This is a genomic window from Escherichia sp. MOD1-EC5433, from assembly GCF_002966005.1.
GTDB classification, from domain to species: domain Bacteria; phylum Pseudomonadota; class Gammaproteobacteria; order Enterobacterales; family Enterobacteriaceae; genus Escherichia; species Escherichia ruysiae.
In genome coordinates this window covers 80536-93591 of sequence record NZ_PTRL01000009.1, presented here as the reverse complement: position 1 = coordinate 93591, position 13056 = coordinate 80536, and the positions used below count along the sequence as shown (strand labels likewise).

Below are 13056 nucleotides of genomic sequence, written 5' to 3'. Positions count from 1 at the left end.
TCTAAACCCGCCCGCATTTCACGGGCGGTGGGATTTTCACTTGGCTGCCGTGGATGAACCGTCGGCGTGCCACTGGAAGACACCAAAATCAAATCCCTTCAGATCGCCTTTTTCATCCCAGTTCAGCGGCCCAATCACGGTGTTTGCACCGTTAGCTTTTAAATCTTTCACCAGCGCCAGCGGCTCATCGCTGCCGGTACGCTCAAGGGCAGTCGCCAGAGATTGCACCGCCGCGTAAGTGATCCAGACATAAGGCCCGGACGGATCTTTCTTGTCTGCTTTCAGCGCATCAACGACGCCCTGGTTTGCCGGATCCTGGTCATAGCGTTTTGGCATAGTGACCAACATACCTTCGGCAGCATCGCCAGCAATATTCGAAAGCGACGCATTACCGACACCTTCCGGCCCCATAAACTGAGTTTTCAGGCCAACGGAACGCGCCTGGCGCAGCATCTGCCCCATTTCCGGGTAGTAACCGCCGTAGTAAACGAAGTCGATGTTTTCTTTTTTCAGGCGGGCAATCAGCGCGGAGAAATCTTTCTCACCAGCGGTAATGCCGTCGAAAAAGACGACGTTAGCGTTAGCCGCTTTCAGCCCGTCCTGCACCGAACGCGCCAGCCCTTCGCCATATTGTTGTTTGTCATGAATGATGGCGATGCGCTGGGGCTTCACCGTCTCAAGAATGTATTTTGCTGCCGTTGGCCCCTGGGAAGAGTCCAGCCCGGCAGTACGCATGATGTGTTGATAACCGCGCTGAGTCAGCTCCGGGTTGGTCGCTCCCGGCGAGATCATCAGGATACCTTCGTCTTCGTAGATATCCGACGCAGGTTGGGTAGAAGAGGAACACAGATGCCCAATAACGTATTTAATGCCGTCGTTAACGATTTTGTTGGCGACCGCAACGGCTTGTTTTGGGTCGCAGGCGTCGTCATATTCCACGCCAACCAGCTTATCGCCTTTAATTCCCCCTTTAGCATTAATGTCTTTAATCGCCTGACGCGCGCCGTTAAATTCCATATCGCCCCACTGGGCAATCGGGCCGGACATCGCGCCGACAACGGCAACTTTAATATCGTCGGCTAAAGCAGTGTGTGAAATTGCCAGTGCAATCATCCCTGCGATGATAGTTTTCGCATTCCGTTTCATAGTCAAAAATCCCCACTCGTAATGTTGTGTTGCTTTGTTTTTTATGTGTTAACAAATCAGACTGTTCTTTTTTATACTGCGCTGTTTTTGCCTGTCCGATTAAGGGTTTAGCGCAGTTTTTTGTGATGATATCGATTAAAATCCCTATTTTTCAGTCGATTAAGAACAGATAATATTCTGAATTAATTGATAGATAAACAGAAAAAAGCGCAGTTGTCAGCATAAAATAACGGTACAAAGGGCGGAATAATTCACTACCATTCAGGGGATTATGCTGGACAATTTTCATTCTATAATGTTTTTAATTTGTAATTATTGCTGAAAAAAAATTAATCACCTGCCAAAAGAAATAAAAAAGAGAAAGCCTCCGATTAAATTATTTCGCTACACTGGTTCCACTTTTGTGATTTGTACGGGTTCCCCATGAAGCTGACCATCATTCGATTAGAAAACTTTAGCGACCAGGATCGGATTGACCTGCAAAAGATCTGGCCGGAGTATTCTCCTTCCTCTTTACAGGTTGACGATTCCCACCGTATTTACGCCGCGCGTTTTAACGAGCGCCTGCTCGCTGCCGTGCGAGTAACCTTAAGCGGCACCGAGGGAGCGATGGATTCCCTGCGAGTGCGGGAAGTCACCCGGCGGCGCGGCGTAGGGCAATATCTGCTGGAAGAGGTGCTGCGTAACAATCCTGGCGTTTCATGCTGGTGGATGGCGGATGCAGGCGTGGAAGATCGCGGTGTGATGACAGCGTTTATGCAAGCACAGGGGTTTACGGCACAGCAGAGCGGCTGGGAGAAGCGTTAATCGCTCTGTGTAAAAAGCAGTTCTATGGATTTGGTTGGGAAAAATAACGCATTTTCGTTTTCTCCGACCAACGGGATAAAGCCCAGCGACTGATAAAACGTATGGGCTTTTTCATTCAGCGCCTCGACAAAAAGACCGTGAATACCTACCGCTAAAGAGGCTGACCAGACGACTTTCATGGCATGAGCAACTAGTGTTGCTCCCCATCCCTGCCCCTGTATTGAACGATCAATTGCCAGACGCCCAAGAGTGACGCTGGGAATATTTTTCTGTTTCGATTTCGAGGGCAATGCGGCTCGTTCAAAACAACTGCCGGATAATGTGTAATATCCCAGTATTTGACGTTCAGGGGTGTTGGTACGAAGAATGTACGCTCGCAGAATTTTATTGCGATGTTGACGAACCAGATGTGTCGTCAGAAAGAGATTTAAGGCTTCCTCGCCGCAGTCGAATCGCAGTAGATCATAATCTGCATCATCAGTCAGAATCTCTATCGTCAGCTCATCCATAAATTATTACATTCCCTGAAGACGTTTTGCCGCACGTTTTAGCTTTTCACCTGGTGACGGCGGATTACTCAGCGCATCCATCACCCGCGTCCAGGACTCCTCATTAAGGATCACTCGCCGATGCTGTTCAATCACTTCTGCAGCCCGCTGCGAGGCACTATTCAACATAAATTGGCTGACGGACTGATTAGATATCGCCGCCGCTTCCTCAATTAGACTTTTGTCATCGTCAGTTAAACGCAGATCGATACGCTGCTTTTTAACAGCAGACATGTAAACTCTCCTGCTACTTATAAATATGTACGGAATTCTACCGTACATTAAGCATATCCTGGATTGTTTAATCTTTCTACAACCATTTCGACAAACACAAAAAAACCCGATGGCGGTTCAGCTCATCGGGCATTTTCATTTATCTATCTGTTACTTCGCATCGGTCGCCGTGCCGTTGGCGTGCCAGTCAAATACGCCGAACTCAAAGCCTTTCAGGTCACCTTTCTCATCCCAGGTCAGCGGTCCCATCACCGTATCAACCGAGTTCGCTTTCAGGTATTTAGCGATCTCCGCCGGATCGTCAGACTGATTCAGCCCCGCCTGCAAAGATTGCAGCGCCGCGTAGGTGGTCCAGACGAACGCGCCGCTTGGATCCTGTTTTTTCGCTTTGATCGCATCAACAATCGGTTTGTTCGCCGGAACCTGATCATAGTTCTTCGGCTTGGTCACCAGCAGTCCTTCCGCTGACTCGCCCGCGATATTAGACAGCGAAACGTTAGCCACACCTTCCGGCCCCATAAACTGAGTTTTCAGCCCCGCCGCGCGCGCCTGACGCAGGATCTGCCCCATTTCCGGGTGATAACCACCGTAGTAAACGAAGTCGATATTCTCTTTCTTCAGACGTGCCACCAGGGTAGAGAAATCTTTTTCCCCGGCGGTGATGCCATCAAAGAACACCACGTTAGCATTGCCTTTCTTCAGGCCGTCCTGCACCGCACGCGCCAGACCTTCGCCGTACTGTTGTTTGTCGTGGACGATAGCAATACGCTGCGGTTTCACTTTCTCAAGAATATATTTTGCCGCCGTCGGCCCCTGGTCGGAGTCCAGACCGGTGGTGCGCATAATCAAGTTATAGCCACGGGCAGTCAGCTCTGGCGCGGTTGCCGCTGGGGTGATCATTAAAATGCCTTCGTCTTCATAAATGTCAGACGCTGGCTGCGTTGATGAAGAACAGAGGTGACCAATGACATATTTAATGCCGTCGTTAACCACTTTGTTTGCCACCGCAACCGCTTGTTTCGGGTCACAGGCATCGTCATATTTTACGATTTGCAGTTTGTTGCCTTTAACGCCGCCTTTGGCGTTGATATCCGCAACCGCCTGTTCTGCGCCAGTAAACTCCTGGTCACCGTACTGAGCCACCGGGCCGGACATTGCGCCCACGACCGCGACTTTAATATCTTCTGCCAAAGCCATATTGCTGAATGCCAGCGCGATACATCCTGCCAGTAACGCTTTACCCTTTATATTCATCCTGAGAATCCCCATTCTTCTGGTTATTACGTGTGTTGTGATGTTGTTGTTCAGCACTTTATTTCGTTTTATGCATAGCCACCCGTGCTTTAGCAGCATACTCTGCTAAAACATACCCCATTTTTATGATATTGGAATAGATATTTTGACAGTTTATTAACAATCTGCGCGTGGGTTGGCTTTTGCCAGAAGGGAAAATTGATTATTGCAGAGGCCAAAAAACAAAAACCCCGGACTCTCATCCAGGGTTCTCTGCTTAACAGCGGAAATTACGCTTCAATAGCAGCGCGAAGTTTTTTCATCGCGTTCTTTTCAAGCTGACGCACACGTTCAGCGGAAACACCGTAACGGTCGGCCAGTTCCTGCAACGTAGATTTGTTGTCTTCGTCCAGCCAGCGCGCGCGGATGATGTCCTGGCTACGTTCGTCCAGACCCTGCATCGCATCGGTCAGTCGGTTTGCCGCCTGCTCTTCCCAGTTATCGTCTTCAATGCCGTCGGCAAAGTTAGATGATTTATCCTGCAAATAGAGCACCGGAGCCATCGGCTGGCTGTCGGAATCGTCGTCGGAAGACATGTCAAAAGTCATGTCCTGTGCCGCCATACGCGATTCCATCTCACGGACGTCTTTGCTGGTTACGCCCAGTTCGCGAGCCACCATTTCGACTTCATCCTGGTTAAACCAGCCCAGACGCTGCTTGGTTTTACGCAGGTTAAAGAACAGCTTGCGCTGCGCTTTGGTGGTCGCAACTTTGACGATACGCCAGTTACGCAAAACGTATTCGTGGATCTCTGCTTTGATCCAGTGAACGGCGAAGGAGACCAGGCGCACACCCACTTCCGGGTTGAAACGGCGCACTGCTTTCATCAGGCCGATGTTACCTTCCTGAATCAAATCCGCCTGTGGCAGGCCATAGCCCGCATAATTACGAGCAATATGAACAACAAACCGCAGGTGAGACAGGATCAGCGTTTTAGCTGCTTCCAGATCGCCATGGTAATGCAGCTTTTCAGCCAGCGCCCGCTCCTCGTCAGCCGACAACATCGGCCACGCGTTAGCTGCCCGGATGTAAGAATCCAGGTTGCCAACAGGGGCTAAAGCTAAACTTTGCATTTTGTCAGTCATTCAAATCCTCTCAATCGATATCTTCTGGCGCTTCAGTGGTAGCAACAACTGTGCCAGAGCTTAAGAGCAACGAGATTATCATTCACAGTTTTATCAGACCGTGATTTTATCCACAAGTTCAATGCTGGCTTGTGAATAAATTACGCACAAAATGTGACATAGAGATGAAATACCGGGAAGAGACAACGGGGTCTCTTTCCCTGCTACGGAACCCATTGCAGGGAAAGAGTATAACACGCTTTTATTATTCCGGCGTAAAGTGCCGTAAATGTTGTACCGTGGCAAGCCATGCTGCCACCCAGCCAATCATCGAACACACCAGCAGCAACAACAAGCATTCATCGAACGATAACCCATTGATATCAAACTTCGTTCCAAATACCTGCGCCACTTCCGCAACTGCCGATGACAAACGCAGCACCAGAATTTCGGACAAAATTAATGACAGCAATGCGCCAGAAAATCCCAGCAGCGCGCCTCCGTACAGGAACGGACGGAGGATGAAACCATCCGTCGCACCAATCAGTTTCTGCACGTTGATGGAGTCACGACGGGCAAATATGCTCAGACGCACGCTGTTGCCGATAACCAGGAACACCGCCGCCACCATCAGCACGCCAATCATCGCCGAAACGCGCCCTACCAGCCCTGTCAGTGCGGTCAGACGGGCAAACCAGCTATCGTCCATTCGTACTTCATCGATGCCGTTAATTTGCGTGATGCGATCACGCAACGTATTCAGCGACTCCGTACCCTGGAAATCGAGTTTTGGGATCACCACCGCCACTGCCGGAAGCGGGTTTTCCTCCAGCATGTCCAGCGCGCCGCCAAAACCAGACCAGTTACGGAACTCGCCCAACGCGTCTTCGCGAGAAAGATAGTTCACTTTCTCCACGCCCTGTTCGGCCTGTAGCTGTGCCACCACGCCCGCAGCGGCGTCATCGTCCAGCGTTTTTTGCAGATAAACGGTGATTTGCGGTGAGGGATAATACTGCGTCGCCGCCTGGTTAACGTTTTTGTACACCATATAGCAGACGCTTGGCAGCGTCAGGGAGATGGCGATGACCATCACCGTTAAAAACGTGGCGAACGGTTTACTTTTGAGATCCTGCAAAGCGCCGTGGAACGCATAACGCACCTGTTCGTTGAAAACGTTGGTTTTGCGATTTACCGGTTTTGGCGAGGATTTCGCGCGTTTCGGCGCATTACGACCACCGTCGCCAGAACCGCCGACCGATTTACGGAAGCGATCCAGACGTCCGCCAAACTGCCGGATATGATTGATTGCATCGCGCTTATTCATGGCCCACGCCTCCATGCAAGTGACCATCGCTCAGGGTGAGCATACGATAGGAACGCCGCGAAATCAGGTTGATGTCGTGCGTTGCCATCAATACCGTTACCCCAACGCGGTTAAACTCTTCAAACAGACGTAAAATTCCTTCCGACAGCGCGTCGTCAAGGTTACCGGTCGGTTCGTCCGCCAGCAGTACCGCAGGTTTGTTAACCACCGCGCGGGCAATGCCAACGCGTTGTTGTTCACCGCCAGAAAGCTGAATCGGAAAGTTCTTCGCTTTGTCCAGTAGCCCGACTTTATCCAGCGCCGCCGATACACGACGACGAATATCGTCACCGCTGGCACCGGCGATAATCAACGGGATCGCCACATTATCGTAGACAGTACGATCCATCAGTAGATGGTGATCCTGGAAAATCATGCCAATCTGGCGGCGCAGAAACGGAACTTCACGGTTTTTCAGACGCGTGATGTCATGGCCGCTAAACCAGATTTTCCCGGCGCTGGGCCGCTCAATCCCACAGATCAGCTTCAGGAGGGTACTTTTCCCTGCACCGGAATGACCGGTCAGAAACGCCATCTCACCCGGCTGCATATGGAACGTAACGCCCTGCAGCGCCTGTCTCCCACCGAGATAAGCCTTGCTGACATGTTCAAAGCGAATCATTGTTAATCCTCTCGGGCAAAAAGTGCCTCTATAAAGTCGTCCGCCTTAAACGGACGCAAATCCTCAATACGCTCGCCGACACCAATATAGCGAATAGGAATACCAAACTGGTCAGCCACCGAGAAAATTACTCCGCCTTTCGCCGTGCCGTCCAGTTTCGTTAACGTGATGCCGGTTAAGCCGACTGCTTCATGGAACAGTTTGGCCTGGCTTACCGCATTCTGCCCGGTGCTGGCATCGATAGTCAGCATAACTTCATGCGGAGCTTCAACGTCGAGTTTCTTCATCACACGGACGATTTTCTTCAGCTCTTCCATCAGGTGCGATTTGTTCTGCAAGCGTCCGGCGGTATCGGCAATCAGGACATCAACATTACGCGCCTTAGCGGCCTGAATGGCGTCGAAGATAACTGAGGCGGAGTCCGCGCCGGTATGCTGGGCAATCACCGGAATATTGTTGCGCTGCCCCCAGACCTGAAGCTGCTCAACTGCTGCCGCACGGAAAGTATCACCTGCCGCCAGCATCACCGATTTACCTTGCTGTTCAAACTGACGCGCCAGCTTACCGATAGTCGTGGTTTTACCCACGCCATTGACGCCTACCATCAGGATTACGAACGGTGTTTTGCCTTCGACGTTCAGCGGTTCATCGACCTTCGCCAGAATATCACCCATCTCTTCTTTCAGCAGACCGTAGAGCGCCTCAGCATCGCGAAGCTGTTTGCGGGTCGCGCCTTCAGTCAGATTGGTGATGATTTTGCGCGTGGTTTCCACGCCCACATCGGCGATGAGCAATTGCTCTTCCAGCTCTTCAAACAGATCATCGTCGATTTTTTTACCACGGAACAGGCTGATAAATCCGGAACCGAGGTTTTCTTTGGTTTTCAGCAGGCTGCGTTTCAGGCGCGCGAAGAAACCTTCTTTGGTTGGTTTTTCCTGCTCCTGGGCTACCTCTTCCACCGGCTGATCTTCTTCTGCCGGAGGAACGACCATCACCGCCTCTTCTGCCGCTTCAGCGGCCAGCGCCTGTGCTTCCAGCTCTTCGTCGGTGATTTCTTCTTTCGCTGCTTGTTCTTCCGCCGCTTCGACAATCTCCACGGTTTCTGCTTCAGCCTGCCACTCTTCTGGCGAAACTTCTTCGACTTTAACGTCTTCCGGCAGCGGCAGCTCTTCACGCTCGATAGCCACTGGCTCTGGCGTAACTTCAGGTTCAACTACCGACGCTGGCGTTTCTTCAACTATCGGTTCCGGTTCTGCAATAACTTCCGGCTCGACAACCGCTTCAGGTTGCGTTTTTTCACTTTCAACAACCTGTTCAGTGACTTCCACAACGTCGGCAGCAAAAGTTTCCGCCTCAGCTTCAGTATGCGCCTTCGGCTGTTCTTCAACGGGTTGTTCAGCAACTTTCTCAGGCTCTTGCGCCTGGGCGGTTTCTTCTACAACCGGTTGTTCGTTTTGGGTTTCTGTCTCTTTTTCCGGGGTCTGCTCTTTTTGACCAAAGCCCAGCCAGGAAAAAAAGCCACGTTTTTTTTCTTTCGCCATCTGCGACTACACTCCTCGCTGTTGCTTCATGGCACAGCGTTAACGCTATGTACATAGCAGCTAAAAAAATGATGAAATAGTCTACCACTTAACTTAATCCACATCACCGCCTGCAAGTATGTGTTATCTGGCGGATTGAGCAATTTACCATGAAAAAACCGAATCATTCCGGCAGCGGTCAAATCCGCATTATTGGCGGGCAGTGGCGAGGCCGTAAACTCCCGGTTCCTGATAGCCCAGGTCTACGCCCTACCACCGATCGCGTGCGCGAAACGCTGTTTAACTGGCTGGCGCCGGTCATTGTTGATGCGCAATGCCTGGATTGCTTCGCAGGTAGCGGTGCGCTGGGGCTGGAAGCCTTGTCACGCTACGCTGCGGAAGCTACGCTGGTTGAGATGGATCGCGCGGTATCTCAGCAGTTAATCAAAAATCTGGCGACGCTGAAAGCGGGCAATGCGCGAGTCGTGAACACCAATGCGATGTCTTTTCTAATGCAAAAAGGAACGCCGCATAATATTGTGTTTGTTGACCCTCCGTTCCGCCGTGGCTTGCTGGAAGAAACCATTAATTTACTGGAAAACAACGGTTGGCTGGCTGATGAAGCCTGGGTATATGTTGAAAGTGAAGTAGAAAATGGCCTGCCCGCCGTTCCTGCCAACTGGTCGTTATATCGCGAAAAAGTGGCTGGTCAGGTCGCTTATCGGCTGTATCAGCGTGAAACACAAGGAGAAAGTGATGCTGATTAATATTGGTCGTTTGTTAATGCTCTGCGTTTGGGGATTTTTAATCCTCAACCTGGTGCATCCCTTCCCACGCCCGCTGAATATTTTCGTTAACGTGGCGCTGATTTTTACCGTGCTGATGCATGGTATGCAGCTGGCGCTGTTGAAATCGACCTTGCCGAAAGATGGCCCGCAGATGACCACTGCCGAAAAGGTGCGAATTTTCCTTTTCGGCGTGTTTGAACTGTTGGTCTGGCAGAAGAAAATTAACCCCAAAAAGTAGCATTATTGTTCGCCAACAAAGCTGACAAAGCGCGTTCCTTTATAGCTCAACGTACCTTTATCACCCACCGTCAGGGCATGGTACTGTTGAGCGTCGAGGCGGAATGTCTGCTCCAGTCCACCGCTTTGCGGTTTGAAACTCGCCTCATAACGCATACTGGTGCCCGCCGGAGTCACTTCCTGCTGGCGCGAACGACGATCGTTAATCGGTTTTTCCCGCTTGCTACTCACCACTACCAGCTTTTGCTGGAGCGGCGCCATATCATTATCAGCTTTTTCCCGTCGTTGTTGCATAAAACGAAACGATGCGGCGACGATGATTAAGCCAATGATAACAATAAAGAAAAGAGGTGGTTTGCTCATCTTTATCCCTCATCGGAAAATGCGGAAATAAGCATACCCTGCCAGTTATGGTGTTGTCATCCGTCCACCGTCGCCACTAAACTGATTAGCAAGACCGTAGGCATTCCGCTTACGAAAAAATAACGAATTCAAGGAACTAAGATGCTTTGGTCGTTTATCGCTGTCTGTCTTTCCGCATGGTTATCTGTGGATGCATCGTATCGTGGGCCAACCTGGCAACGCTGGGTGTTTAAACCGTTAACCCTTCTTCTCCTGCTGTTGCTGGCCTGGCAAGCGCCGATGTTCGACGCCATTAGCTATCTGGTGCTGGCGGGGCTGTGTGCCTCACTGCTGGGCGATGCGCTAACCCTGTTGCCACGTCAACGTCTGATGTACGCCATCGGCGCGTTTTTCCTCTCGCACCTGCTGTACACCATCTATTTCGCCAGCCAGATGACGCTCTCCTTTTTCTGGCCGTTGCCGCTGGTACTGCTGGTTCTGGGCGCGCTATTGCTGGCCATTATCTGGACGCGTCTCGAAGAGTTCCGTTGGCCTGTCTGTACTTTTATCGGTATGACGCTGGTGATGGTGTGGCTGGCAGGTGAACTGTGGTTCTTCCGCCCGACTGCTCCGGCACTCTCTGCCTTTATGGGCGCTGCACTGCTGTTTATCAGTAACTTTGTCTGGCTGGGTAGCCACTATCGCCGACGCTTCCGTGCGGATAACGCCATTGCTGCGGCTTGCTACTTTGCAGGACACTTCCTCATCGTCCGCTCGCTGTATCTCTGATAAAACTTGACTCTGGAGTCGACTCCAGAGTGTATCCTTCGGTTAATGAGAAAAAACTTAACCGGAGGATGCCATGTCGACTCCCGACAATCACGGCAAAAAAGCCCCTCAATTTGCCGCGTTCAAACCGCTAACCACGGCACAGAACGCCAACGACTGTTGCTGCGACGGTGCATGTTCCAGCACGCCAACACTTTCTGAAAACGTCTCCGGCACCCGCTATAGCTGGAAAGTCAGCGGCATGGACTGCGCCGCCTGTGCGCGCAAGGTAGAAAATGCCGTGCGTCAGCTTGCAGGCGTGAATCAGGTACAGGTGTTGTTCGCTACCGAAAAACTGGTGGTGGATGCTGACAATGACATCCGTGCGCAAATTGAATCGGCGGTGCAAAAAGCGGGCTATTCCCTGCGCGATGAGCAGGCCGCTGAAGAACCACAAGCATCACGCCTGAAAGAAAACCTGCCGCTGATTACGCTTATTGTGATGATGGCAATCAGTTGGGGGCTGGAGCAATTTAATCATCCGTTCGGGCAACTGGCGTTTATCGCGACCACGCTGGTTGGGCTGTACCCGATTGCTCGTCAGGCATTACGGCTGATCAAGTCCGGCAGTTATTTTGCCATTGAAACGTTAATGAGCGTGGCCGCTATTGGCGCACTGTTTATTGGCGCAACGGCTGAAGCTGCGATGGTGTTATTGCTGTTTCTGATTGGCGAACGACTGGAAGGATGGGCCGCCAGCCGCGCACGTCAGGGCGTCAGCGCGTTAATGGCGCTGAAACCGGAAACCGCCACGCGCCTGCGTAACGGTGAGCGGGAAGAGGTGGCGATTAACAGCCTACGGCCTGGCGATGTGATTGAAGTTGCGGCGGGTGGACGTTTGCCTGCTGACGGTAAACTGCTCTCGCCGTTTGCCAGTTTTGATGAAAGCGCCCTGACCGGCGAATCCATCCCTGTGGAACGCGCGACGGGCGATAAAGTCCCGGCAGGCGCCACCAGCGTTGACCGTCTGGTTACGCTGGAAGTGTTGTCAGAACCGGGTGCCAGCGCCATTGATCGTATTCTGAAACTGATTGAAGAGGCCGAAGAGCGCCGCGCACCGATTGAGCGTTTTATTGACCGTTTCAGCCGTATCTACACGCCGGCAATTATGGCCGTCGCCCTGCTGGTGACGCTGATGCCACCGCTGCTATTTGCCGCAAGCTGGCAGGAGTGGATTTATAAAGGGCTGACGCTGCTGCTGATTGGTTGCCCGTGTGCGTTAGTTATCTCCACGCCTGCGGCGATTACCTCCGGACTGGCGGCGGCGGCGCGTCGTGGAGCGTTAATTAAAGGCGGCGCGGCGCTGGAACAGCTAGGTCGCGTTACCCAGGTGGCGTTTGATAAAACCGGAACGCTGACCGTCGGGAAACCACGCGTTACCGCGATTCATCCGGCAACAGGTATTAGCGAATCTGAACTGCTGGCGCTGGCGGCAGCAGTAGAACAAGGTGCAACACATCCGCTGGCACGAGCCATCGTTCGTGAAGCGCAGGTTGCTGCACTCGCCATACCTGCCGCAGAGTCGCAGCGGGCGCTGGTCGGCTCTGGCATTGAAGCGCAGGTCAACGGAGAGCGGATGCTGATATGCGCTGCCGGGAAACATCCTGCCGATGCATTTACTGGTTTGATTAATGAACTGGAAAGCGCCGGACAAACGGTAGTGCTGGTAGTCCGTAACGATGAAGTGCTTGGTGTCATTGCGTTGCAGGATACCCTGCGCGCCGATGCCGCCACTGCCATCAGTGAACTGAACACCCTGGGCGTCAAAGGGGTGATCCTCACCGGCGATAATCCGCGTGCAGCGGCAGCCATTGCCGGTGAACTGGGGCTGGAATTTAAAGCAGGATTACTGCCGGAAGATAAAGTCAAAGCGGTGACGGAGCTGAACCAACATGCGCCGCTGGCGATGGTCGGCGACGGCATTAACGACGCACCAGCCATGAAAGCCGCCGCCATCGGGATTGCTATGGGCAGTGGCACAGACGTGGCGCTGGAAACCGCCGACGCAGCATTAACGCATAACCACCTGCGCGGTCTGGTACAAATGATTGAGCTGGCACGCGCGACTCACGCTAATATCCGCCAGAACATCACCATTGCGCTGGGGTTGAAAGGGATCTTCCTCGTCACCACGCTGTTAGGTATGACCGGCCTGTGGCTGGCGGTGCTGGCAGATACAGGTGCGACGGTGCTGGTGACGGCAAATGCGTTAAGGCTGTTGCGCAGGAAGTAACGGTGTTGCCTGATAGCCTCTGGCTATCAGG

General features: G+C 52.2%; 14 protein-coding genes. 5 read left to right on the top strand and 9 right to left on the bottom strand.

The features are described from left to right. Window positions 1-36: 36 nt before the first annotated feature. Window positions 37-1146, bottom strand: coding sequence for a high-affinity branched-chain amino acid ABC transporter substrate-binding protein LivK (gene livK / locus C3D30_RS17585; RefSeq protein ID WP_105287195.1), 1110 nt, complete (start codon window positions 1144-1146; stop codon window positions 37-39). Window positions 1147-1569: 423 nt separating this feature from the next. Here livK and panM point away from each other — a divergent pair, with 423 nt between their 5' ends. Then, window positions 1570-1953, top strand: a complete 384-nt coding sequence (panM, locus tag C3D30_RS17580; RefSeq protein ID WP_000778812.1) for an aspartate 1-decarboxylase autocleavage activator PanM — start codon at window positions 1570-1572, stop codon at window positions 1951-1953. On the opposite strand, the gene C3D30_RS17575 is transcribed toward panM, so the two are convergent. The 7 genes from C3D30_RS17575 to ftsY form a co-directional block, all read right to left on the bottom strand. Then, window positions 1950-2462, bottom strand: a complete 513-nt coding sequence (locus C3D30_RS17575) for a GNAT family N-acetyltransferase (protein ID WP_000344015.1) — start codon at window positions 2460-2462, stop codon at window positions 1950-1952. The genes panM and C3D30_RS17575 overlap by 4 nt on opposite strands. A 6-nt stretch (window positions 2463-2468) precedes the next feature. Continuing rightward, the gene (gene ataR / locus C3D30_RS17570; protein WP_001277103.1) at window positions 2469-2735 is read right to left on the bottom strand and encodes a type II toxin-antitoxin system antitoxin AtaR; all 267 of its coding nucleotides are present in this window, start codon (window positions 2733-2735) and stop codon (window positions 2469-2471) included. A gap of 150 nt (window positions 2736-2885) precedes the next feature. After that, the gene (gene livJ, locus C3D30_RS17565) at window positions 2886-3989 is read right to left on the bottom strand and encodes a branched chain amino acid ABC transporter substrate-binding protein LivJ (protein ID WP_010350765.1); all 1104 of its coding nucleotides are present in this window, start codon (window positions 3987-3989) and stop codon (window positions 2886-2888) included. Between the two features lie 269 nt (window positions 3990-4258). Beyond that, window positions 4259-5113, bottom strand: a complete 855-nt coding sequence (gene rpoH, locus C3D30_RS17560) for an RNA polymerase sigma factor RpoH (RefSeq protein ID WP_000130220.1) — start codon at window positions 5111-5113, stop codon at window positions 4259-4261. A gap of 244 nt (window positions 5114-5357) precedes the next feature. Then, window positions 5358-6416 carry a permease-like cell division protein FtsX gene (gene ftsX / locus C3D30_RS17555; RefSeq protein WP_001042009.1) on the bottom strand — a complete coding sequence of 353 codons (1059 nt, stop codon included), beginning with the start codon at window positions 6414-6416 and terminating at the stop codon, window positions 5358-5360. Continuing rightward, entirely contained in the window at window positions 6409-7077 is a 669-nt protein-coding gene (gene ftsE, locus C3D30_RS17550) for a cell division ATP-binding protein FtsE (protein WP_000617723.1), read from the bottom strand. The genes ftsX and ftsE overlap by 8 nt, the downstream gene beginning before the upstream one ends. A 2-nt stretch (window positions 7078-7079) precedes the next feature. Next, window positions 7080-8618: a signal recognition particle-docking protein FtsY gene (ftsY, locus tag C3D30_RS17545; protein ID WP_105287194.1), complete on the bottom strand. Its 1539-nt coding sequence runs from the start codon at window positions 8616-8618 to the stop codon at window positions 7080-7082. A 149-nt stretch (window positions 8619-8767) separates the two neighbouring features. Between ftsY and rsmD the strand changes: the two genes are divergently transcribed. Next, entirely contained in the window at window positions 8768-9364 is a 597-nt protein-coding gene (rsmD, locus tag C3D30_RS17540; RefSeq protein WP_000743183.1) for a 16S rRNA (guanine(966)-N(2))-methyltransferase, read from the top strand. Continuing rightward, entirely contained in the window at window positions 9354-9623 is a 270-nt protein-coding gene (locus tag C3D30_RS17535) for a DUF1145 family protein (protein ID WP_105287193.1), read from the top strand. Before rsmD ends, C3D30_RS17535 begins: the two co-directional genes overlap by 11 nt. A gap of 2 nt (window positions 9624-9625) precedes the next feature. Here the strand turns inward: C3D30_RS17535 and C3D30_RS17530 are convergent, their stop codons facing one another. Continuing rightward, window positions 9626-9985 carry a DUF2500 domain-containing protein gene (locus tag C3D30_RS17530; protein WP_105287192.1) on the bottom strand — a complete coding sequence of 120 codons (360 nt, stop codon included), beginning with the start codon at window positions 9983-9985 and terminating at the stop codon, window positions 9626-9628. A gap of 141 nt (window positions 9986-10126) precedes the next feature. Between C3D30_RS17530 and C3D30_RS17525 the strand changes: the two genes are divergently transcribed. Both C3D30_RS17525 and zntA read left to right on the top strand, forming a co-directional pair. Beyond that, window positions 10127-10753, top strand: a complete 627-nt coding sequence (locus tag C3D30_RS17525) for a lysoplasmalogenase (protein ID WP_105285322.1) — start codon at window positions 10127-10129, stop codon at window positions 10751-10753. A 73-nt stretch (window positions 10754-10826) separates the two neighbouring features. After that, window positions 10827-13025 carry a Zn(II)/Cd(II)/Pb(II) translocating P-type ATPase ZntA gene (gene zntA, locus C3D30_RS17520; protein WP_105287191.1) on the top strand — a complete coding sequence of 733 codons (2199 nt, stop codon included), beginning with the start codon at window positions 10827-10829 and terminating at the stop codon, window positions 13023-13025. The last annotated feature ends 31 nt before the right edge of the window (window positions 13026-13056 follow it).